Here is a 20,572-nt window from a genome sequence, read left to right as displayed (position 1 = left end):
AGGAACCCCCATGGCCAAGATCGTTCTTGACCACGTCGACAAGGCCTACACCAGCGACGTGAAGGCGGTGAACAACCTCAGCCTGGAGATCGCGGATGGGGAGTTCATGGTGCTGGTCGGCCCGTCCGGCTGCGGAAAGTCCACGGCCCTGCGCATGATCGCGGGCCTGGAGGACATCACCGGCGGCGAGATCTCCATCGGTGAGCGGGTCGTGAACGACCTCGCGCCGAAGGACCGCGACATCGCCATGGTGTTCCAGAACTACGCGCTCTACCCGCACATGACCGTCGAGCAGAACCTCGCCTTCGGCCTCCAGCTCCGCGGCACCTCCAAGGCGGAGATCAAGAAGCGCGTCGCCGACGCCGCCAAGATGCTCGGCCTGGAGCAGTTCCTCAAGCGCAAGCCCGCCAACCTCTCCGGTGGTCAGCGCCAGCGCGTCGCGATGGGCCGGGCGATCGTCCGCGAGCCGCAGGCGTTCCTGATGGACGAGCCGCTGTCCAACCTCGACGCCAAGCTCCGCGTCTCGATGCGCGCCTCGCTCAACCAGCTCCACGAGCGCCTGGGCGTCACGACCGTGTACGTCACCCACGACCAGATCGAGGCCATGACCCTCGGCGACCGCGTCTGCGTGCTCCGCGAGGGCGTCCTGCAGCAGGTCGACACGCCGCAGAACCTCTTCGACAACCCGGTGAACCTGTTCGTCGCCGGCTTCATCGGCTCGCCCGCGATGAACTTCGTGAACGCCGAGCTGGTCCGCGAGGGCGGCGGGGCCCGGGTCACGTTCGCCGGGTACGAGTTGCCGGTGCCGGCCGAGACGTTCACGAACAAGCCCGGCCTGGAGGACTACACCGGTCAGTCGATCATCCTCGGCATCCGCCCCTCCGACTTCGAGGACGCCGCCCACGGCGGTCAGGACTGGCCGACCATGCAGGTCAGCGCCGACGTCACCGAAGAGCTCGGCAGCGAGATCAACGTCATCTTCACCATCGACGCGCCGCCGGTGGAGCACAAGGACACCGCCGACCTCGCCAAGGACGAGGAGGACGAGGACAGCGCGATCCCGCTGACCGACAACAAGGCCCTGTGGACCGCCCGCGTCAACGCCCGCTCGCACGTGCGTCCGGGCCAGTCGCTGGACCTGGCCGTCGACACGAGCCGCCTGCACTTCTTCGACGCCGAGAGCGGCCTGGCCATCGGCCACCCCGAGGCCGCCCAGGTCGAGGCCGTCAGCGCCTGAGGCCGTCAAGCGTTTGATCTCCCGCCTGAGGGGGCGGTCCGCCGAGGACCGCCCCCTCAGCGCGTCAGCAGCCAGTGCCGGGCGGCGGCCTCCGCCTCCTCATGCCGTCGCCGCGTACTCCTCCGGAGACACGCTCAGGCGGACTCGCGGACGACCAGCGACGGAGAGAGCACCAGCCCGCGATGCTCGTGCTCCTCGACGCCGGCGGCACCGAGCTCGGCGTCGGCCTCGGCGACGGCCAACTCGGCGGCGGTCCAGCCGAGCTCGTGCCGCGGCTGCCGTACGGTCGTCAGCGGCACCACGGAGGTGCCGGCCAGCTCGATGTCGTCGTAGCCGACCACGCTGATCTCCTCGGGCACCTTGACGCCCGTGCGCAGCAGCGCGTTGACCAGGCCGATCGCCAGCAGGTCGTTGGCGCAGAACACTCCGGTCGGCAGCGGGTCGAGCTCGAGCAGCCGCCGGGCCGCCTCCTTGCCCGACGCCGGTGTCAGGTCGCGCTGCACCAGCGTGGTCAGGCCGTCCTCGGCCACGCCCGCGCGGCGAGCGGCGGCCACCGCGCCGGCGTACCGGTCGCTGATCGGTTCGGAGCGCAGCGGGCCGGTGACGATCGCGAGGCGGCGGTGCCGGGCGGTCAGGTGGTCGACGGCGAGCTCACCGCCGGCGACGTGGTCCACGCGGGTCGAGCAGACGCCGTCGTACGCGCGGCGGTCGAGCACCACGATGGACAGGCCGCGGTCCCGCAGTTCGGCGATGCGCTCGGCGTCGAGACCGACCGGCGTGATGATCACTCCGCTGACGCGTTGTTCTTCGAGGAAGTCCAGACAGCGGCGCTCCTTGGCCGCCGAACCGTCGCTCGTGCACCAGAGGGCGTCGAAGCCGTCGGTGTTCATGGCGGCCTCGGCGCCCTGCGCGAGATCGGTGAAGTACGGGTTGCCGAGGTTCTCCAGGACGACGCCGAGGGTGCGGCTGCGTCCCTGGCGGAGCTGCCGGGCGCTCTCGTTGCGTACGAAGCCGAGCTCGCCGATGACGGCGCGCACGCGTTCACGGGTCGCTTCGGCCACCAAATTTGGCCGGTTTAGGACATTCGAAACTGTCCCGACGGAGACACCTGCACGCATCGCCACATCCCGGATGCTGACGGGCGGCACGCTGTCTTCCTCTCGCCTTACGCGGTTTTCGCAGGTTAATGGCTGCGAACAACTGTTTCCGAGGTGTTATGTAGCGAGCCGCTTTCATTCGGCTACGCAACGTAACATTTGAACGCTTGACGGTCCGGATCCGGCCGCCTAGCGTTCCGGTTCGAAGCCTAGCTTGAAACGATTCACGATCTTTGCCGGGATCGTTGTCGAAGGGATGGGGGCGAGAAGCACACCGATGACCCCTCCCGAACTCGTGGATCCCGGTCCCGGTCGCACCACCGGGACGTTTCTCCGCGCACCCGGGTTTACGTCCCTTCTCGCAATCTCAACGTATGAATCGTTACTGGAGTTCCCGCGCCGCGCAGCCGAATCGGCTCCGACGGCCACCTCCGGTCAAGCGCGCCAGGCCTACCCGTGCCCATGCGGCGCCCCGCCGCATCCCCGTAGTCATCACCAGGGACGAGGGAGGACGGAGTGGAACAGGCCACACTGACACGCCGTGGCACCGACGATCCGCGTCTGAGCGAGGACGAACTCCGGTTGCTCGCGCAGATCGCCACAGGTGTCACCGCAGATGTGGCAGCGCGGAAACTCGAACTCAGCGCGCGGACGCTACGGAGGCGACTGCGAACGATATGTGACCGGCTCAATGTGAACACCCCCATCGAAGCCGTTGTGTGGGCGGCACGACGGCAACTCATCTGACTTCCAGTACGTGAGCGCCCCGGGGGGGTATGGGGCGCCCGCGGGCCACGGTCGGGCGTCCGGCGGCTAGGGTCACCTGTTTGTGGAGACAGCTATCCGCCGGGCCCGCGCGACGGACGTCCGGGCGATCCGGCGGCTGGTGGACCTGTACGCCGGCCCGGGCCGGCTACTCGCCAAGCCGACCGTGACGCTTTACGAGGACGTTCAGGAGTTCTGGGTCGCGGAAGACTCGCGGACCGGCGCCGTCGTGGGTTGTGGCGCGCTGCACGTCATGTGGGAGGACCTCGCCGAGGTCCGTACGGTCGCGGTGGACCCCGCCTGCCGCGGCCACGGAGTGGGGCACCGCATCGTCGCGCGCCTCCTGGAGACGGCGCGCGAACTCGGCGTCCAGCGCGTCTTCTGCCTTACCTTCGAGGTGGCCTTCTTCTCCCGGCACGGGTTCCGCCGGCTGCAGGGCAGCCCGGTGGCGCCCGAGGTGTACGAGGAGCTCCTGCGCTCCTACGACGACGGCGTGGCGGAGTTCCTCGACCTCGACCGGGTGAAGCCGAACACCCTGGGCAACACCCGGATGTTGCTCCACCTGGAAGGCGAGCGATGAGTGACTACGAGCCGGTCGAGGAGCTGACGCTGGCGCCGGTCATCCGCCGCGCCGGCGCCCGGGTCATCGACGCCGGATTACTGGGCATCGTGGGCTTCGCGCTGATCCTGCCCTTCATGGTGGCCGCGGTGGGCCTGGACGAACCGGGCAGCCACGGAAAGGACTCCTCCGTCTGGTCGGGGCCGGCCCTGTTCGGCTGGATCCTCGTCGTGGGCCTCCTGCCGTTCGCGTACGAGGCGGTGCAGCTCGCCCTGTGGGGCCAGACGCTCGGGAAGCGGATCATGAGCCTGCGGGTGCTGGCCGAGAGCGGCGAACCGCTGCGGCCGGCGCAGGCGGTCGGCCGCGCGGCCGTCAACAACCTGCTCTACCTGTTCGGCTGCGGCGTCGGCACGCTCATGGCCTACCTGTGGGCCATCTGGGACGAACCCCTGCACCAGGCCCTCCACGACCGGCTGACCGCCACGGTCGTGGTCGACGATCGGGAGTTCGAGACCGGCGACGACGGGCTGACCGGCACGATGGTGATCGACCGCGAGCGACGACCGGGAGTATGAGACCGAATGACGTATGAGGCCGTGCTCGCGGAGCCGTCACAGCGGCTGGTCGCGCGCCTGGTGGACACGCTCATCGTCGGCGTCCCCCTGGCCACCGTCGCCACCGAGATCTTCCCGCGCGAGACCGTGCAGACCGTCGTCGCGCCGATCGGGTTCGCCGCGGTGTTCCTGGTGTACGAGGTCGTGCAGCTCGCGCTCTGGGGCCGTACGGTCGGCAAGCGGCTGACCGGCATCCAGGTGATCTCGGCCGACGGCGCGCGCCTGCGCGTGAGCCAGGCGCTGGTCCGCTCGGCGATCTACGCCCTGCCGCCCGCGGCCCGGCCGGTGCCGGTGCTCAACGTGCTCGCGGGCATCTTCTGGCTCGCCGAGATCGGCCTGCTCTTCGAGGGAGATCACCGCCAGGCCCTGCACGACCGCGCCGCCGGCACGCTCGTCGTCGACGTGCGGCCCCGTGCGGCCCGGCCGCCCGAGGCGGAGGAGCCCGTCTCCGGCGAACCGGCGCCCGAGGAACCCCCCGTCACATGAGGCGGAGCTGCTGGTCGCGCGGCCGGCGGCGAGCGGCCTGCTCGGGCCGGGTGACGTACTTGCCGGGGATGCCGCGCAGGAACGGCGACGGGTCGCGGCGCCGGGAGCCGGACAGGTAGAGCGACGACTGCGCCCGCGTCATGCCGACGAAGAACAGGCGGCGTTCCTCGTCCTCGTCGGTGTCGGGCAGGCGCATCGGCAGCAGGCCGTCCTCGCACCCGACGATGAACACCACCGGGAACTCCAGGCCCTTCGAGGCGTGCAGGGTCAGCAGCGCGATCCGGTCGGCGCGCGGGTCGAACGCGTCCACCTCGGCGCCCAGGGCCAGCTCGCCGAGGAAGGTCTCCAGGTCGTCGCCGCAGCGTACGGCGAGCGGCGTGAGCAGCTCGGCCGCCGTGCGCAAAACCGTCTCGTCGTGCAGTTCGGCGAGCGTCTCCACCGCCGCGCGGATCCGCGCGGTCAGCTCGCCGCCGTGGTGCCGCAGTTCGTGCGCGATCTCCCGGACGCCCGGCCGTCTCACCAGGCGGTCGTGGGAGCGCTTCTGGTACGGCATGCCCGCGCGGGTCAGGGCCTCCATGACCGGCTCGGCCTGGGCGGAGGAGCGGTACAGCACGGCGATGTCGGAGAAGTCGAAGTGCTCGTCGTGGTGCCCGTCGGACCGTCCCGAATCCAGCGAGTGGAACGACGCGCCGCCCAGCAGCCGGTCGATGGTCGAGGTGACGAACTCCGCCTCGGCCTGCGCGTCGGCGCTCTCCTGCACGACGATCAGCCGCTCGCCGGGCCGCTGGGGGTCCAGGACCCGGTCCGGTACGAGGCTGGTGGCCCGGATGGCGGCCACCGCCCCGTGCACGATCGCCGGGGCGGACCGGTAGTTGCGGGTCAGCAGCACCTTCGTGGCCGCGGTGAAGTCGCCGGCGAACCGGAGGAAGAAGCCGACGTCCGCGCCGCGGAAGGCGTAGATCGCCTGGTCGGGGTCGCCGATCGCGGTGAGGTTGCCGTCCGCGCCGGCGAGCAGGCGGAGCAGGGAGTACTGCGTCTCGTCGACGTCCTGGTACTCGTCCACGCTGATCCACGGCCAGCGCTCGCGGTAGTGCGCGGTCAGGTCCGGGTCGTCGCCGAGCAGCGCCACCGGCAGGCGCAGCAGGTCGGCGAAGTCGGCCAGGCCGCGCTCGCGCAGGCGTTTCTCGAAGGAACCGCGCGCCTCGGGGTCGCCCGGGCCGCCCGCGCCGTCGAAGCCGGAGAGGAGCCGCCGCGCCTCCTTGTCGGAACCGGTCATCTCCCGGGCGATCTCCAGCCGCTCGGTCTCGTCGGCGATGCGGAAGTCCGCCGGCAGGCCGGCGCGCTCGTGCTGCTCCCGCAGGATCAGCGCGCCCAGACCGTGGAAGGTGGTGACGGTGAGGCGGGCGGCGCGGCCCGGCAGCAGCGCCTCCAGGCGCTCGCGCATCTCGTCGGCGGCCCGCCGCGTGAAGGTGATCGCCAGGCACCGCTCCGGCTCCACGTCACGCTCGGCGACGAGGTGGGCGATCCGGTGGGTCAGCGTCCGCGTCTTGCCGGTGCCGGGACCCGCGATGATCAGTAGCGGACCGTCCGGGTGCGCGGCGGCGACCCGCTGATCGGGGTCGAGGCCGTCGAGGATCGAGGAACCCTCATCGGCCTCGGCCGCCTCGGCGGCCTCGAGGATGTCCTGCTGGCCCTCCATCGGCGGCTCGGGAGGCGCGACGGCATCGCCGGGCGCCTCCTCCCGCGAGTCGTCTTCCGGCGCCGGCGGCCGTACGGGCCCGGCGGGGCGTACGGGCTCGGCGGGAAGGTCGAAGAGCCCGGCGTCGTCCGGGGCGCCGAGCAGCCCGACGGCGCGTTTGCCCTCGCGGCGCAGCTCACCGGGTGCGAACAGGCGGATCACGCCGTACTCGCCGTCGAACCCGGCCTCCCTGATCACGTCGCCGCGCCGCAGCCGGCCGATCGCCTCGGCCAGCAGCTCGCCCCCGGCCGCCCGTACGTCGTCCAGGGGGACGTCGTCGAGGATCGACAGCTCCGGGCCGAGCGTGGAGACCAGCTCGGCGATGTGGCCGAGCACGGACTTCGAACGCGGGCCGACCCCGCGGATCTCGCTGACGATCTCGGGCAGCGGGATGAGGTTGCGAAAGTCCGCGGCGCCCTCTGGCCGGCGCCCCTCCGGGTGGGCGGCGAGCTCGTCGACGCGGTAGAGCACGCCGAGGGTGAGCGGGCGCCCGCAGGACGGACACCGGCCGTCGTGAGCCTTGCTCTCCTCCGGCTCCAGGCGTACGCCGCACTTGCGGTGACCGTCGAGGTGATACTTGCCCTCCTCGGGGAAGAACTCGACGCTGCCGCCGTACCCCTGCCCGGTCTCCAGGGCGGCGCGCACGGCGTAATAGTCCATCTCCGTGGTGAACATCGACGCCTCGCGGGCAAGTGCGGGGGGTGAGTGCGCGTCTGAGTTGCTCACGAGGCGGTAGCCGTCGAGTGAGGGCACCCGCCAGTTCATCAGCGGATCGGAGGAGAGGCCGGTCTCCACGGCGAAAATGTGGTCGGCCAGGTCGTCGTAGCAGTCGGCCACCGCGTCGAAACCGGACTTGGAGCCGAGGACCGAGAACCACGGCGTCCACACGTGGGCCGGGACCAGGTACGAACCGGGGTCGCTCTGCAGGGTGATCTCGAGCAGGTGACGCGAGTCCAGACCGAGTATCGGCCGGCCGTCCGACGCGAGATTGCCGATCTTGGCAAGCGCGGCGGTGATGCGTTCGGCCGCCTCGAAGGACGGAGAATAAAGGAGATGGTGTACCTTCCGCGTGCGTTCACCCTTTTTGTAGATGGTGGAGATCTCCACCGAGAGCAGAAAACGAACCGGTTGGCGGCAGGCGGGCGGTAGTGTTCGGCTCACTCGGCGTTCGAGGTCGGGTCGCAGCCGGAACAGCCCCGGTTCTGCGGGCACGAGGTTCTCCCGGAGCTCCTCCATCCACGCGGGGTGGGTGAAATCGCCGGTGCCCACGAGCGACACGCCTTTGCGACCCGCCCACCACGCCAGGTGTTCAAGGTCACAGTCCTTGCTGCAGGCGCGGGAGTACTTCGAATGGATATGAAGGTCCGCGTAGAACGTCACGTCGTCGCCCGTCGTCTCTCGGATCGCGCTGGTGCCGCATTGGATCCTGTCATGCTCCGGGCCTTAAGATCGCCGGATCGCGCCGACCGATGGATTCCACGGCGCATGTTCGCTGCTCATGATCCCCAGGTCGGCGCGGGTGCCTGCCGGGTTGCGCATTCCGTGCTGGTCGCTGCCTGTTAAGTGCCGGTACGCGAGGGTTATTCGAGCGATACGTGGGCGCAGGTGCGCAGGAGGCCCCTGTACTTTTCGGACAGGCTGGCCGTCCGGCGCGCCGTCACGCTCCGCGCTGGGGTCCGGGTGCCGGAACGACTCACCCCAGCGTATCGATGCCCCGTGCAACGGTCGCCGGATGAGCCTCCGACCGGCCCGTAGGACCGGATGTCGCGCAGCGGCCGGGCCGAAAGCCGGGGCGGTGTGTGCGCCGCATGCGACTGCGGGACAATTCAAGGGCAGGGGCCGTACGCGCCCAGTCCGCTTGGGCGAGAGCTTGGGTGACCTCTTGGGTGACAGGTCCGATAACGCGAGAACGGAAGGCATGGGCCGATGTGGAACGACCTTGCGGCGCTCGTCCCCCCTCTCACGGTGGCCGCCGTGTTCTTCGCGGGCGTGTTCTGGGTGGTGCGGAGAGAGATGGGCGGTAAGCGGAGGCGGGAAGACGTGCCGGAGAAGCGCAGGGCGGGGCAGTAAGCCTCCCGCCGCCCGCTGGATTGCCGGTGATTACGCACCGTAACGTGCGTGCTAAACTTCCAGCGTTGGAATTGTCATCGGGAGCCACGGAGGTATATCTTTGGCAACCGAATGCAGTTTGCTCCGGTGAAAGGTCAGTCTCCATGGCAGAGCAGATCATTAAGCGCCTCATCGACGACATCGATGGGGGGGAGGCAGAGGAGACGGTCCAGTTCTCTCTCGACGGCGTCCCATATGAGATCGATCTGAGCGCCGCCAACGCTAAGAAGGTGCGGGATTCCCTGGCGCCGTTCGTGGAGCACGCCCGCAAGGCCGGCGGGGCTGCCGCCGGTGGTCGCCGGCGTCGGAGCCGCGCGGCGTCGAGCCGCGAGCGCAGCGCGGACATCCGCGCGTGGGCGAAGGCGCGTGGCATCAAGGTCAACGAGCGTGGACGCATCCCGGCGACCGTCGTCGAGGAGTACGAGCGCGCGCACTGATCGAACACAGCTCCGGTGAGTGGCCCGTCGCCCGGCCCCAGGGGGCGGCGGGCCGTTCGCTTGCGGCGTACGGGGAACATCGCGGCCCCGCGCGGTAGTTGGATGAGGATGAACGGGCTTGCCCAGGGGAACGTCTTCCGTTGGGACTACCGAGTGGCGGCTTCCGCCGGGCGGGCTAGCATGCGGAAGGACAGAGTCGGACATTCCGGCTACTGCCCAACCGCTCTGTGAGGAGCGACGAGATGTTCGAGAGGTTTACGGACCGCGCGCGGCGGGTTGTCGTCCTGGCTCAGGAAGAGGCCAGGATGCTCAACCACAACTACATCGGCACCGAGCACATCCTCTTGGGCCTCATCCACGAGGGCGAGGGGGTTGCGGCCAAGGCTCTGGAGAGCCTGGGCATCAGCCTCGAAGCCGTGCGCCAGCAGGTCGAGGAGATCATCGGCCAGGGGCAGCAGGCACCTTCGGGACACATCCCGTTCACTCCGCGGGCGAAGAAGGTCCTTGAGCTCTCGCTGCGTGAGGCACTTCAGCTCGGCCACAACTACATCGGGACCGAGCACATCCTGCTCGGCCTGATCCGTGAAGGCGAGGGTGTGGCCGCCCAGGTGCTGGTGAAGCTGGGTGCCGATCTGAACCGCGTGCGGCAGCAGGTGATCCAGTTGCTGCACGGATACCAGGGCAAGGAGCCCGCCTCCTCAGGTGGGCCCTCAGAGGCGGCCCCGTCGACCTCTCTTGTGCTGGACCAGTTCGGCCGCAACCTGACGCAGGCCGCGCGTGAAGGCAAGCTCGACCCGGTCATCGGGCGCGAGAAAGAGATCGAGCGGGTCATGCAGGTGCTGTCCCGCCGTACCAAGAACAACCCGGTCCTGATCGGTGAGCCCGGCGTCGGTAAGACGGCGGTCGTCGAGGGGCTGTCCCAGAAGATCGTCAAGGGCGAGGTCCCCGAGACGCTGAAGGACAAGCAGCTCTACACCCTCGACCTGGGCGCACTGGTGGCCGGTTCCCGCTACCGCGGTGACTTCGAAGAGCGCCTGAAGAAGGTGCTCAAGGAGATCCGCACCCGCGGCGACATCATCCTGTTCATCGACGAGCTGCACACGCTGGTCGGTGCGGGCGCCGCCGAGGGCGCGATCGACGCCGCCAGCATCCTCAAGCCGATGCTGGCCCGCGGTGAGCTGCAGACCATCGGCGCGACGACGCTCGACGAATACCGCAAGTACCTGGAGAAGGACGCCGCGCTCGAGCGCCGCTTCCAGCCGATCCAGGTCGCCGAGCCGTCGCTCAGCCACACGATCGAGATCCTCAAGGGCCTGCGCGACCGCTACGAGGCCCACCACCGCGTCTCGATCACCGACGGTGCGCTGGTGGCCGCGGCCCAGCTGGCCGACCGCTACATCAGCGACCGGTTCCTGCCGGACAAGGCGATCGACCTCATCGACGAGGCCGGCTCGCGCATGCGCATCCGCCGCATGACCGCGCCGCCGGACCTGCGCGAGTACGACGAGAAGATCGCCGACGTGCGGCGCGACAAGGAGTCCGCGATCGACGCGCAGGACTTCGAGAAGGCCGCCGCGCTGCGCGACCGGGAGAAGCAGCTTCTCCAGGCCAAGGCGCAGCGGGAGAAGGAATGGAAGGCCGGCGACATGGACGTCGTCGCCGAGGTCACCGAGGAGCTGATCGCGGAGGTTCTCGCGACGGCGACCGGCATTCCGGTCTTCAAGCTCACCGAGGAGGAGAGCGCCCGCCTGCTCCGCATGGAGGACGAGCTCCACAAGCGGGTCATCGGCCAGAACGACGCCATCAAGGCGCTGTCCCAGTCGATCCGCCGCACGCGTGCGGGTCTGAAGGACCCCAAGCGTCCGGGTGGTTCGTTCATCTTCGCGGGCCCGTCGGGTGTCGGTAAGACCGAGCTGTCCAAGACGCTGGCGGAGTTCCTCTTCGGCGACGAAGACGCGCTGATCCAGCTGGACATGTCCGAGTTCATGGAGAAGCACACGGTCTCGCGGCTGTTCGGGTCTCCGCCCGGATACGTCGGCTACGAAGAGGGCGGCCAGCTGACCGAGAAGGTCCGCCGCAAGCCGTTCTCCGTGGTGCTGTTCGACGAGATCGAGAAGGCCCACCCGGACATCTTCAACTCGCTGTTGCAGATCCTGGAGGACGGGCGCCTCACCGACGCCCAGGGCCGCGTGGTCGACTTCAAGAACACGGTCGTGATCATGACGACCAACCTCGGCACGCGCGACATCTCCAAGGGCCTGTCGGTCGGCTTCGCCCGGGAGAACGACGAGCAGGGCTCGTACGACCGGATGAAGGCCAAGGTCAACGAGGAGCTCAAGCAGCACTTCCGGCCGGAGTTCCTCAACCGCGTCGATGACACCGTCGTGTTCCACCAGCTCACGCCGAAGGAGATCATCCAGATCGTCGATCTGATGATCGAGAAGGTCGACGAGCGCCTCAAGGACCGCGACATGGGCATCGAGCTGCGCCAGGAGGCCAAGGACCTGCTGGCCGAGCGCGGCTACGACCCGGTGCTGGGTGCCCGGCCGCTGCGCCGCACCATCCAGCGGGAGATCGAGGACAACCTGTCCGAGAAGATCCTGTACGGCGAGCTGCGCGCCGGGGAGATCGTCATGGTCGGCGTCGAGGGCACCGGCGAGACGGCGAAGTTCACCTTCGCCGGCGAGCCCAAGCCCGAGTCCGCCGTCCCGGCCTCCGCCCCCGCCGGCGAGCCGGTCAACCACCCGTAACCGCACGACCCGACCGAGACCCGCGTTCCGCTCAGGGACGCGGGTCTCGGCGCGTTCGGCGGGTGGGTGGACCTCGTCATCCACGGCCGTGACCCGTACCTTGCCGGCGCCGGTCCTCAGGCCCGCCAGGGGCGGGCGCCGACCGACGATCTTCGTCGTGGTACGCCCGGCTACGGCCGCCTTTCCGCCGGTCGAGGGCACGACGGTGTCGCTGGCACCACCCCCGATCCGGGGTTCAGGGCCAGAGACTCCCGCATTCATCCTTGCGAGGGTTCTCGTGGACACCAGACCGCCGGAGAGGAGATCCCATGACGACGACGATGGCGCCACCGGTGAAGGCGGCCGGAGGGCCGGAGCGGCGACGGCGTGGACGCAGATGGCCGTTGATCCTGCTCGCCGTGCTGTGCGTGGCCCCTCTCGTGTATCTGCTGACCGCGTACATCCCGCCGGAGATGAGCCGCAGCCGGGTCCCGGAGACCGACACCTTCGCCTACGTGCTGCTCGTCACGCACATCTTCACGGCGTCGGTGGCCCTCATCGCGGGGCCGCTGCAGTTCTGGCCGTGGCTGCGGCGGCGCCGTAAGGCGCACCGCTGGATCGGACGCGCCTACCTCTTCGCCGGCGTGTTCCCCAGCGCGGTGATCAGCATTCCGGTCTCGGCGCAGACGTCCTCGTTCGGGGTGAGCAGCCAGCTGGCGACCGGACTGTTCTCGGTCGTGTGGTTCGGCACCGCCTACGCGGCCTATCGCACCGCCCGCCGGCGCCGGTACGCCGACCACCGGCAGTGGATGATCCGTAACTTCGCGCTGACGTTCGGCAAGGTCACCAACACGCTGCTCCAGGCGCCGGTCTACTTCCTCGTCGCGGCGCAGGACGGCGCTGTCGGACGCGGCGACGACGCCACCCTGATCACGCACGACATCGCCGGGACGACCTCGTGGCTCGCGTTCGTGCTGAACCTGCTGATCGCGGAGTGGTACATCCAGCGCCGCTACGGTTCCCTCCGTGCCTCGCGCCCGCGACCGGTCGCGCCCACGGCCGAAGCCGCCACGGCGGGCGAGCCCCGCCAGGCGGTCGATCCGGCTCAGGTCGGGAGGGCGTAGCGGCCGTCGTCCAGGGGGTCGACCAGGCCGTCCTCGATGAGGGCGGCGAGGGAGCGCTCGCGCTGGAGGGTGTCGGCCCACACGTCGTCCAGGGCCGCCTTCTCCACAGGGCCGTCGGCGTGGCGTAGGACGGCGAGGAGGCGGCCCCGGCACTGGCGGTCGGTGCCCGCGTACGTCTGGCCCTTGCGCGGCGGGCCGTCGTACGGGGGCTTGCCGGCCAGGCGCCACGTGCACTCCGCCACCAGGGGGCAGTCGGCACAGCGCGGGGCCCGGGCCGTGCACACCAGGGCGCCGAGCTCCATGATCGCCACGGACCAGCGGGCGGCCACCGGCGGGTCCTCCGGCAGCAGGGATTCGGCGAGGCGGACCTCGGCGGTCGTCTGGGTCTTCGGTGGGTACTCGACCCCGGTGACCACGCGGGCCAGCACGCGCCGGACGTTGGTGTCCAGCACGGCGTGCCTCCTGCGGTACGCGAAGCTGGCGACGGCCGCGGCCGTGTACGCGCCGACGCCCGGCAGGGCGCTCAGGCCGCGGTCCCGGCACACGATCTTCCACACGTGAGTGACCGGCCGTGGAGGAGTCGTCGTACGGCTGCCGCGGACCGACACCTCATCCGGCTCCAGGCCCAGGCGGGTCGCCATCTCGGCGGCCGGGAGGGTCGAGCTGTGCAGAGCGAAGTAGACGTACTGCCGCACACGCATCCGCGGATCCTATGCGGCGTGCCGGAGGTCAGACGTAGCGTTCGAGGATGGAGGACTCGGCCAGGCGGGACAGGCCCTCGCGGACGCTGCGGGCGCGGGCCTCGTCCACGCCGCCGACCGTCTGGAGGTCGTCGATGCCCGCGGCCAGGAGCTTCTGCAGGCCGCCGAAGTGCTCGACCAGGCGCTCGACCACCAGGCTCGGCATGCGGGGGACCTTGGCGAGGAGCCGGTAGCCCTTCGGGCTCACCGGGATGTCCAGCGGGTCGTTGCCGGAGAACGCCAGCACGTCCGCCACGGTCGTCAGGTCGAGGAGCTCGCTGGCCGACAGGCGGTTGAGGGACTCCAGGACGTCGGCGACCGGGCGGGGGCCGCGGCTCTGGGGCTGGTAGTCGCGGACGATGAGCTCGCGGTCGGCGTCGACGCCGGAGACCAGCTCGTCGAGCTGGAGTGACAGCAGGCGGCCGTCGGTGCCGAGCTCGACCACGTAGCCGTTGATCTCGTCGGCGATGCGGCGGACCATCTCCAGGCGCTGCACGACGGCGCTCACGTCACGGACGGTGACGAGGTCCTCGATCTCCAGGGCGGACAGTGTGCCGGCGACCTCGTCGAGGCGCAGCTTGTAGCGTTCGAGCGTCGCGAGCGCCTGGTTGGCGCGGGACAGGATGGCCGCCGAGTCCTCCAGGACATAGCGCTGGCCGTCGAGATAAAGCGCGATTATGCGCATGGACTGGCTGACCGACAGCACCGGGAAGCCGGTCTGCTTCGCCACCCGCTCGGCGGTGCGGTGGCGGGTGCCCGACTCCTCGGTCGGGATGGTCGGGTCGGGCATCAGATGGACGCCGGCGCGGACGATGCGGGTGCAGGTGCTGTCGATGACGATCGCACCGTCCATCTTCGCCAACTCGCGCAGGCGCGTCGAGGAGAACTCCACGTCGAGCTGGAAACCGCCCGTGCAGAGGCCGGCGACGATCTTGTCGTATCCGAGAACGATCAGACCGCCGGTGTGGCCGCGCAGGATGCGTTCGAGCCCGTCGCGGAGTTGGGTCCCCGGCGCGACGGCGGCGAGGGTTGCGCGCCGACGCTCGTCTTTACCCTTGTCATGTGCTGGCACGTGACCCCCGGAGGTCGCTGGACGGCGGTCAGTTTATCGGTGAACGCGTCCGGCAGCCTCCTCCGCTCGGCCCAAAGTGGGGGGCCCATGGTCATGCTTCAGAACCAAGCGCGGCGAACGCGATGTCCAACGCGGACCAGACGGCGTCCGTTTCCACCACTTGCATACCCTCATCGGTCACGATCGTGCCACTCGACCGCGTGGTGGGATCCAGCGAGCCCGTGGGCACGACCGCGCGCCGGTAGCCGAGCCGCGCGGCCTCCGACAGCCGGCGCTTGGCGGCCTGCACTCCGCGCACCTCGCCGGCCAGCCCGACCTCGCCGAACGCCACGAGATCGGCGGGCAGCGTCAGGTCGTTCGCGGCGCCCGTGACGGCCAGCGCCACCGCCAGGTCGACCGACGGCTCGCCCAGGCGCACACCGCCGACCGTCGCGGCGTAGACGTCGCGGTCGTGCAACTTGACCCCGCACCGTCGCTGGAGCACCGCCAGCATCATCGCCACCCGCGAGGAGTCGAGGCCGGAGGTCATCCGCCGGGGGTTGGCCAGCGGCGAGGGCGCCACCAGCGACTGGACCTCGGCGACGAGCGGCCGCCGGCCCTCGAGCGTGACGGTCACGCAGGTGCCGGGCGCGGGCTTCTCCTGCCGGGTCAGGAACAGGCCGCTCGGATCGGGCAGCCCCACGATGCCCATCTCCGACAGGTCGAAGCAGCCCAGCTCGTCGGTCGGGCCGTAGCGGTTTTTCACCGCGCGGATCATGCGAAGCCGGCTGTGCCGGTCGCCCTCGAAGTAGAGGACGACGTCGACCAGGTGCTCCAGGACGCGCGGGCCGGCGATCGAGCCGTCCTTGGTCACGTGGCCGACGACGACCGTGGTGATGCCGCGCTCCTTCGCGACGCGGATGAGGTTGGCCGCGACCTCGCGCACCTGGCTCACCCCGCCCGGCGCGCCGTCGACCTCGGCCGAGCCGATCGTCTGGATCGAGTCGACGACGAGCAGCTCGGGCGCCACGGAGTCGACCTGCCCGAGCACGGCCGACAGGTCGGTCTCGGCGGCGAGGTAGAGCTTGGCCGCGATGGCCCCGACCCGGTCGGCGCGCAGGCGCACCTGCTCGGCGGACTCCTCACCGGTGACGTAGAGCACCGGGCCGCGCGCGGCGTGCAGCGCCGCGACCTCGAGCAGCAGGGTCGACTTGCCGATGCCCGGCTCGCCGGCGAGCAGCATCACCGCGCCGGGCACCAGCCCGCCGCCCAGGACCCGGTCGAGCTCGTCCAGCCCGGTCGCGGTGGTCTGCGCGGCCTGCACGTCGACCTCGCCGATCGGCCGCGCGGGGGCGCTCACCGGACCGGCCGTGACGACCCGCGCGGGCTTGGCCGCGCCCGCGACGTCGACGGTGCCCCACGCCTGGCACTCGCCGCAGCGGCCGACCCACTTGGAGGTCTGCCAGCCGCACTCGGCGCAGCGGTACGCCTGTTTCCCGGTCTTCGCCATGGGGGTGACTGTACGCAGGGGTGCCGACAGTTCCGCGTGACAGTCGTTACGCAGGGTAAGAGAGTGACGACGGAGATCGCGACGAGCGGGGTACGGGGAGGCACGGATGCGCAGGTGGTCCGCGCTCGGGGCGGTTCTTCCGGCATTGGCCGCCACGATGGCGTTGCCCGCGACCGACCGCGCTCCCTCGGCCCACGCGGCCGTACGCACCCAGGCGCCGACGCGCGGTGAGGGCCAGGCGGCCGCCGAACGCACTCAGGCCGCTGTACGCACTCAGGCCGCCGTACGTGCCCTTGAGAGGGTGCGCGTCGCGGATCGCCTGTCCGCCGCTCGCGGGGCCCGGACGGCGGCGGCCCTGGTCGCCGGTGGGCGCTACGTCGCGATGGGCGACTCGTTCACGGCCGGGCCGATGATCCCGCGGCAGCACGGAAAGCCGTTCGCCTGCCTGCGCTCGGACCACAACTACCCCTCACTGCTCGCCCGCGCGCTCAAGGCCGGGGAGTTCGCCGACGTCAGCTGCACCGCCGCCACCATCGCGGACCTGTTCCGGCCCCAGCACGTCCTGTTCGGCGAGAACCCCGCACAGCTCGACGCCGTCACCCCCGACACCGCGCTGGTGACGGTCGGCATCGGCGGGAACGACGTGGGGTTCAGCAAGACCTTCTACACGTGCGCCGGGCTGAGCCTCACCGCGCCCAAGGGCGCGCCCTGCATGAAGCACTTCGGCACCACGCTCACCGACCGGGTCGCCGCCGCCGCACCGAGGATCGCCACGGTGCTTCGCAGCATCCGCGCGCGTGCGCCGCACGCGGTCGTGGTCGTGGTCGGCTACCTGCGCATCCTGCCCTCCGGCACCGGATGCTGGCCGTCGGTGCCCACGGCCGCCGGCGACGTGCCCTACCTCGACCGCGTCGAACGCTCGCTCAACCACATGCTGGCCCAGGAGGCGCGTCGGGGCGGCGCGCTGTTCGCCGACGACTACCGCGGCGGCGCCGGCCACGACATGTGCGCCAGGACACATCGCTGGGTCGAGCCGCTGCTGATCACCCACGCGGCGGCGCCGATCCACCCGAACGCCACCGGCATGCGCGTCGTGGCCGACCGCGTCCTGGACACTCTCTCCGCCGCCAGGGCCGCCGCCGACCGTTAGGGCCTGCTGGTGCCGACGATGACGGCGCGGCCCAGTGTGTGCGGGATCATCGTGATGTTCAGCATCGCCAGGCTCGCCTCCGGCGGAAGGTCGAGCGTCTCGACGCCGAGCGCGGTCACGCAGACGAACATCCGGTGCGTCCCGGTGCCGGGCGGCGGCTTCGCCCCGGTGTACGCCCGCACGCCGAGGTCGTTGGCCAGTGTCACGCCCAGGTCGGCGGAGCCGTGGGGGAGACCGCCGGCGGTCGCCGGAACATCCTTCACCGCCCAGTGCCACAGGCCGCCGGGGATCGGGGCATCGGCGTCGAACGCCGTGACGACCAGGCTCTTCGTGCCCTCCGGCAGCGGTCCCCAGGACAGCTCGGGCGACTCGTTCGCCGGCTGGTAGGCCGATGGCGGCAGCGGCCCGCCGTCGTCGAAGTCCTTGCTGGCGATCGGGAAGGACGGGGCCGGGAACGCGAGCTCGTAGGGGTTCACGCACTTCTCCTCTCAGGAAATACAGCGACGCTGTACAACGAAAGTGTACAGCGATGCTGTATACCTCTGTTCATGGACGAGGAGCTGGCCGAAGAGCTGCGCGCGGCCATCGGTGACTTCGTACGCCGCGTACGCCTGCACGACCACATGCCCCGCGGTCAGGCGGCGGTGCTGGGGCACCTCGACCGTACGGGCCCGCTGTCGATCGCCGACCTGGCCCGCCGGGAGGGCGTCAGGCACCAGACCATGACGCGGACGGTCCATCTCCTGCACGACCGGGCGCTCGTCGCGCTGAGCCCGGACGAGCAGGACCGCAGGCGGCAGGTCGTGACGATCACGGAGTACGGCAGGCGGGCCCTGGACGGCGAACGCCGCCACCGGGCGTCCGGCATCGCACGGGCGATCCGCGACGACCTGGACGACGACGAGCGTGAGATCGTCCGCCGGATCCCGGAGATCCTCGGCAAGCTGCGGCCCTGACCGGGCCGATCGCGGTCAGTAACGCCGCCACCACAGGTTGACGGCGTAGTCGACCTCGCAGCCCGGCACCTCGGCCAGGAACGCCGTCGCCAGGTCCGCCGGGAACTCGATCCGCAGCACCGCCTCCAGCGCCGCGCGGTCGGTGAACCGCCAGCTCATGTCGATCGGCGTACGAGAGAAGCCCTGCCGGGCCCAGAACCGCTCCACGGCGACCGGATCGTAGGACGGCAGCCACCGCCGGAACCACGAGCCGAACGTCGACCGCGTCGCGTCATTGTCGATCACGAAGGCCGCGCCGCCGCGCCGCATGACCCGCTCCAGCTCGGCCAGCCCCGGCTCGCACCCCGGGCCGAAGAAGTACGCCCAGCGGGCGTGCGCGACGTCCACGGAGGCGGGCGGCACCGGCAGCGCCTGGGCGGCCCCGACGCGTACGGCCACTCCCGGGGTGCCCGCGACACGCCGGCGCGCCGCGGTCGCGAGGGCCTCGTGCGGCTCGACGCCCAGCACCTTCGCGGCCGCACGGGCGAAGCGCGGCAGGTGGAAGCCCGTGCCGCAGCCGATGTCCAGCACGGTGGCGCCGTCCCAGGTGCGGACGGCGCGCATGGCCTCCTCGATCCGGCCGTCCGGATCGGCCGCGAGGTTCTCCATTTCGTACACCCGCGGGGCGTTCCAGATGTTCGGACTGGCTATGGCTCCGGCAGCGATCACCGCTCCACGGTAGACGCGTGGGGGATCCCACAACGTTCTGGGCCGAGGAACGCATAGGCTTGCCGATTGTGGATGAAGTCCTCCAGGTCCCCGACGCGCCGATCGTGCTGTCGACGGCGTCCGTCTACCCGGAGAAGACGCCCGCCGCGTTCGAGATCGCTGCACAGCTCGGATACGACGGGCTCGAAGTCATGGTGACCACCGACCCGGCGAGCCAGGACATCGATGTTCTCCGCAGGTTGTCGGACTACCACCAGATCCCCATCCTGTCCGTGCACGCGCCCTGCCTGCTGCTCACCCAGCGGGTCTGGGGCCGTGAGCCGTGGGGCAAGCTGATGCGCTCCAAGGACGCCGCCGAGAAGCTCGGCGCGCGTGTGGTCGTGGTGCATCCGCCGTTCCGCTGGCAGCGGGAGTACGCCCGGGAGTTCGAGCAGGGTCTCGCGCGCATGCAGGAGGAGACCGACGTCGTCTTCTCGGTGGAGAACATGTTCCCCGTACGCGCGCGGACGACCGAGGTCGGCATGTACGCCCCGCACTGGAACCCGATCGACCAGCCGTACCCCAACGTCACCATCGATCTGTCGCACACGGCCGTGTCCGGCTCGGACCCGCTGGCGATGGCCGAGGCGCTCGGCGACCGGCTCGCCCACCTCCATCTCGCGGACGGCATCGGCGTCGTCAACCGCGACGAGCACCTCGTGCCCGGCCGCGGTAACCAGCCGGCCGCCGAGATGCTCGAACGCCTCGCCGCCCAGCGTTACACCGGGCAGGTGGTCGTCGAGATCAACACGCGCCGCGCGACCGGCCGCGACCGGCGGATCGACGATCTGGCCGAGTCCCTCGCCTTCACGCGGCTGCACCTGGCGGCCGCCCGCCCGGCCGGTGCCTGGCGGGTCGACTCCGAGGGCGAGGTCTCGCCCTCCTGAGAGGGGCGTCGCGGCCACGGCGCGACACGGCGAGCGGCCGCATCGGTCAGGTTCCGGCCTGGGCCGGGTACCAGCGCTGGTCGTCCGACAGGTAGTCCGGGTCGCAGGGCACCTGCTTCAGGTCCGCCGGCTTCTCGGCGGCTACGCACAGCCCTGTCGCCCGGTTGACGAGAAGCGAGCCTCCGATCCAGCCCTGGGCGTCGTCGTAGGTGCACGTCGTGGTGAACACGCGGCCCTGGGCGTCACCGGTCAGGCACTGGTCCGTCTGCTGGTTCCGCATCGCGAAGACCGCGCCCACCGCGCCGGGCTCGCCGGCGAGCGTCGGGCTGGTCCACTGCTGGTGCGCCTCGTCGTCACAGGGGGCGAGGAACGCCTGCCCGGCGGCGCCACCGTCCAGGCAGTACCCCTCGTACGCGCCGTTCCACCAGACCCCGGGGTCGACGCTCGCGGACGCCGGCACGACCCCCACGCCGGCTAGCGACCCACCCAACACACCGAGGAACACCGCCGAAGCCCCGGGCAAATGTCTCCTGCGCATCGTCACCATCCGCCTTCCGCGCTACCGACTGCTATTCCGGCGAAACTAACGGGCCGAATCGAGAGGAGGGAATGCGTTGTCAGGGCTGGTAAGGGACC

Annotated in this window: 20 protein-coding genes; 12 read left to right on the top strand and 8 right to left on the bottom strand. The window is 70.5% G+C overall.

Annotated features, from left to right (window positions below):
• The first annotated feature begins 10 nt into the window (after positions 1-10).
• Positions 11-1,237, top strand: coding sequence for an ABC transporter ATP-binding protein (locus OG417_RS49835; protein WP_329245531.1), 1,227 nt, complete (start codon positions 11-13; stop codon positions 1,235-1,237).
• 134 nt (positions 1,238-1,371) lie between these two features.
• Here OG417_RS49835 and OG417_RS49830 read toward each other — a convergent pair whose 3' ends face one another.
• Positions 1,372-2,361: a LacI family DNA-binding transcriptional regulator gene (locus OG417_RS49830; RefSeq protein WP_329263099.1), complete on the bottom strand. Its 990-nt coding sequence runs from the start codon at positions 2,359-2,361 to the stop codon at positions 1,372-1,374.
• A gap of 489 nt (positions 2,362-2,850) precedes the next feature.
• On the opposite strand from OG417_RS49830, the gene OG417_RS49825 reads away from it, so the two are divergent.
• From OG417_RS49825 to OG417_RS49810, 4 genes are all read left to right on the top strand, one after another.
• Positions 2,851-3,081 carry a LuxR C-terminal-related transcriptional regulator gene (locus OG417_RS49825; protein WP_285578311.1) on the top strand — a complete coding sequence of 77 codons (231 nt, stop codon included), beginning with the start codon at positions 2,851-2,853 and terminating at the stop codon, positions 3,079-3,081.
• Positions 3,082-3,157: 76 nt separating this feature from the next.
• Positions 3,158-3,679, top strand: a complete 522-nt coding sequence (locus tag OG417_RS49820; protein ID WP_329263096.1) for an amino-acid N-acetyltransferase — start codon at positions 3,158-3,160, stop codon at positions 3,677-3,679.
• On the top strand, positions 3,676-4,233 hold the full coding sequence (locus tag OG417_RS49815; RefSeq protein ID WP_329245528.1) for an RDD family protein: 558 nt from the start codon (positions 3,676-3,678) through the stop codon (positions 4,231-4,233). Before OG417_RS49820 ends, OG417_RS49815 begins: the two co-directional genes overlap by 4 nt.
• A gap of 6 nt (positions 4,234-4,239) precedes the next feature.
• Entirely contained in the window at positions 4,240-4,758 is a 519-nt protein-coding gene (locus OG417_RS49810) for an RDD family protein (protein ID WP_329245525.1), read from the top strand.
• On the opposite strand, the gene OG417_RS49805 is transcribed toward OG417_RS49810, so the two are convergent.
• Positions 4,751-7,876: a UvrD-helicase domain-containing protein gene (locus tag OG417_RS49805; RefSeq protein ID WP_329245522.1), complete on the bottom strand. Its 3,126-nt coding sequence runs from the start codon at positions 7,874-7,876 to the stop codon at positions 4,751-4,753. The two genes, OG417_RS49810 and OG417_RS49805, sit on opposite strands and share 8 nt — an antisense overlap.
• A gap of 546 nt (positions 7,877-8,422) precedes the next feature.
• On the opposite strand from OG417_RS49805, the gene OG417_RS49800 reads away from it, so the two are divergent.
• The 4 genes from OG417_RS49800 to OG417_RS49785 all read left to right on the top strand — a co-directional run bounded on the left by OG417_RS49800 (position 8,423) and on the right by OG417_RS49785 (position 12,895).
• Positions 8,423-8,566, top strand: a complete 144-nt coding sequence (locus tag OG417_RS49800; protein WP_329245519.1) for a hypothetical protein — start codon at positions 8,423-8,425, stop codon at positions 8,564-8,566.
• Positions 8,567-8,709: 143 nt separating this feature from the next.
• Positions 8,710-9,042: a histone-like nucleoid-structuring protein Lsr2 gene (locus tag OG417_RS49795; protein ID WP_285578315.1), complete on the top strand. Its 333-nt coding sequence runs from the start codon at positions 8,710-8,712 to the stop codon at positions 9,040-9,042.
• A gap of 242 nt (positions 9,043-9,284) precedes the next feature.
• On the top strand, positions 9,285-11,792 hold the full coding sequence (locus tag OG417_RS49790) for an ATP-dependent Clp protease ATP-binding subunit (protein WP_329245516.1): 2,508 nt from the start codon (positions 9,285-9,287) through the stop codon (positions 11,790-11,792).
• Between the two features lie 308 nt (positions 11,793-12,100).
• Positions 12,101-12,895, top strand: a complete 795-nt coding sequence (locus OG417_RS49785) for a DUF2306 domain-containing protein (RefSeq protein ID WP_329245513.1) — start codon at positions 12,101-12,103, stop codon at positions 12,893-12,895.
• Here OG417_RS49785 and OG417_RS49780 read toward each other — a convergent pair.
• The 3 genes from OG417_RS49780 to radA all read right to left on the bottom strand — a co-directional run bounded on the left by OG417_RS49780 (position 12,877) and on the right by radA (position 16,196).
• Positions 12,877-13,596, bottom strand: a complete 720-nt coding sequence (locus OG417_RS49780; protein ID WP_329245510.1) for a DUF4279 domain-containing protein — start codon at positions 13,594-13,596, stop codon at positions 12,877-12,879. The genes OG417_RS49785 and OG417_RS49780 overlap by 19 nt on opposite strands.
• Positions 13,597-13,624: 28 nt before the next feature.
• The gene (disA, locus tag OG417_RS49775) at positions 13,625-14,707 is read right to left on the bottom strand and encodes a DNA integrity scanning diadenylate cyclase DisA (RefSeq protein WP_329245507.1); all 1,083 of its coding nucleotides are present in this window, start codon (positions 14,705-14,707) and stop codon (positions 13,625-13,627) included.
• A 91-nt stretch (positions 14,708-14,798) separates the two neighbouring features.
• Positions 14,799-16,196 (bottom strand): DNA repair protein RadA, encoded by a 1,398-nt coding sequence (gene radA, locus OG417_RS49770; RefSeq protein ID WP_329245503.1) that lies wholly within the window; start codon positions 16,194-16,196, stop codon positions 14,799-14,801.
• Positions 16,197-16,302: 106 nt separating this feature from the next.
• Here radA and OG417_RS49765 point away from each other — a divergent pair, with 106 nt between their 5' ends.
• The gene (locus tag OG417_RS49765; protein WP_329245500.1) at positions 16,303-17,346 is read left to right on the top strand and encodes an SGNH/GDSL hydrolase family protein; all 1,044 of its coding nucleotides are present in this window, start codon (positions 16,303-16,305) and stop codon (positions 17,344-17,346) included.
• Here the strand turns inward: OG417_RS49765 and OG417_RS49760 are convergent.
• Positions 17,343-17,822: a YbhB/YbcL family Raf kinase inhibitor-like protein gene (locus tag OG417_RS49760; RefSeq protein ID WP_329245496.1), complete on the bottom strand. Its 480-nt coding sequence runs from the start codon at positions 17,820-17,822 to the stop codon at positions 17,343-17,345. The genes OG417_RS49765 and OG417_RS49760 overlap by 4 nt on opposite strands.
• Before the next feature lie 72 nt (positions 17,823-17,894).
• On the opposite strand from OG417_RS49760, the gene OG417_RS49755 reads away from it, so the two are divergent.
• The gene (locus tag OG417_RS49755) at positions 17,895-18,302 is read left to right on the top strand and encodes a MarR family winged helix-turn-helix transcriptional regulator (protein ID WP_329245493.1); all 408 of its coding nucleotides are present in this window, start codon (positions 17,895-17,897) and stop codon (positions 18,300-18,302) included.
• A 15-nt stretch (positions 18,303-18,317) separates the two neighbouring features.
• Here OG417_RS49755 and OG417_RS49750 read toward each other — a convergent pair whose 3' ends face one another.
• Positions 18,318-18,950 (bottom strand): class I SAM-dependent methyltransferase, encoded by a 633-nt coding sequence (locus OG417_RS49750; protein WP_329263093.1) that lies wholly within the window; start codon positions 18,948-18,950, stop codon positions 18,318-18,320.
• A 128-nt stretch (positions 18,951-19,078) separates the two neighbouring features.
• Here OG417_RS49750 and OG417_RS49745 point away from each other — a divergent pair, with 128 nt between their 5' ends.
• On the top strand, positions 19,079-19,936 hold the full coding sequence (locus OG417_RS49745) for a sugar phosphate isomerase/epimerase family protein (RefSeq protein WP_329245489.1): 858 nt from the start codon (positions 19,079-19,081) through the stop codon (positions 19,934-19,936).
• Between the two features lie 46 nt (positions 19,937-19,982).
• Here OG417_RS49745 and OG417_RS49740 read toward each other — a convergent pair whose 3' ends face one another.
• On the bottom strand, positions 19,983-20,405 hold the full coding sequence (locus tag OG417_RS49740) for an RICIN domain-containing protein (RefSeq protein ID WP_329245487.1): 423 nt from the start codon (positions 20,403-20,405) through the stop codon (positions 19,983-19,985).
• Positions 20,406-20,572: the final 167 nt, after the last annotated feature.

The organism is Actinoallomurus sp. NBC_01490 (assembly GCF_036227085.1).
Lineage (GTDB): Bacteria > Actinomycetota > Actinomycetes > Streptosporangiales > Streptosporangiaceae > Actinoallomurus > Actinoallomurus oryzae.
The sequence above is the reverse complement of the archived record's forward strand: the minus strand, read 5'-3'. Positions and strand labels throughout refer to the sequence as shown.

Excerpts from the sequence above, each read along its gene's own strand:
- OG417_RS49835 (WP_329245531.1), top strand. The coding sequence starts at position 11 with ATGGCCAAGATCGTTCTTGACCACGTCGACAAGGCCTACACCAGCGAC.
- OG417_RS49815 (WP_329245528.1), top strand. The coding sequence starts at position 3,676 with ATGAGTGACTACGAGCCGGTCGAGGAGCTGACGCTGGCGCCGGTCATC.
- OG417_RS49810 (WP_329245525.1), top strand. The coding sequence starts at position 4,240 with ATGACGTATGAGGCCGTGCTCGCGGAGCCGTCACAGCGGCTGGTCGCG.
- OG417_RS49800 (WP_329245519.1), top strand. The coding sequence starts at position 8,423 with ATGTGGAACGACCTTGCGGCGCTCGTCCCCCCTCTCACGGTGGCCGCC.
- OG417_RS49795 (WP_285578315.1), top strand. The coding sequence starts at position 8,710 with ATGGCAGAGCAGATCATTAAGCGCCTCATCGACGACATCGATGGGGGG.
- OG417_RS49790 (WP_329245516.1), top strand. The coding sequence starts at position 9,285 with ATGTTCGAGAGGTTTACGGACCGCGCGCGGCGGGTTGTCGTCCTGGCT.
- OG417_RS49785 (WP_329245513.1), top strand. The coding sequence starts at position 12,101 with ATGACGACGACGATGGCGCCACCGGTGAAGGCGGCCGGAGGGCCGGAG.
- OG417_RS49780 (WP_329245510.1), bottom strand. The coding sequence starts at position 13,596 with ATGCGTGTGCGGCAGTACGTCTACTTCGCTCTGCACAGCTCGACCCTC.
- radA (WP_329245503.1), bottom strand. The coding sequence starts at position 16,196 with ATGGCGAAGACCGGGAAACAGGCGTACCGCTGCGCCGAGTGCGGCTGG.
- OG417_RS49765 (WP_329245500.1), top strand. The coding sequence starts at position 16,303 with ATGCGCAGGTGGTCCGCGCTCGGGGCGGTTCTTCCGGCATTGGCCGCC.
- OG417_RS49755 (WP_329245493.1), top strand. The coding sequence starts at position 17,895 with ATGGACGAGGAGCTGGCCGAAGAGCTGCGCGCGGCCATCGGTGACTTC.
- OG417_RS49750 (WP_329263093.1), bottom strand. The coding sequence starts at position 18,950 with ATGGAGAACCTCGCGGCCGATCCGGACGGCCGGATCGAGGAGGCCATG.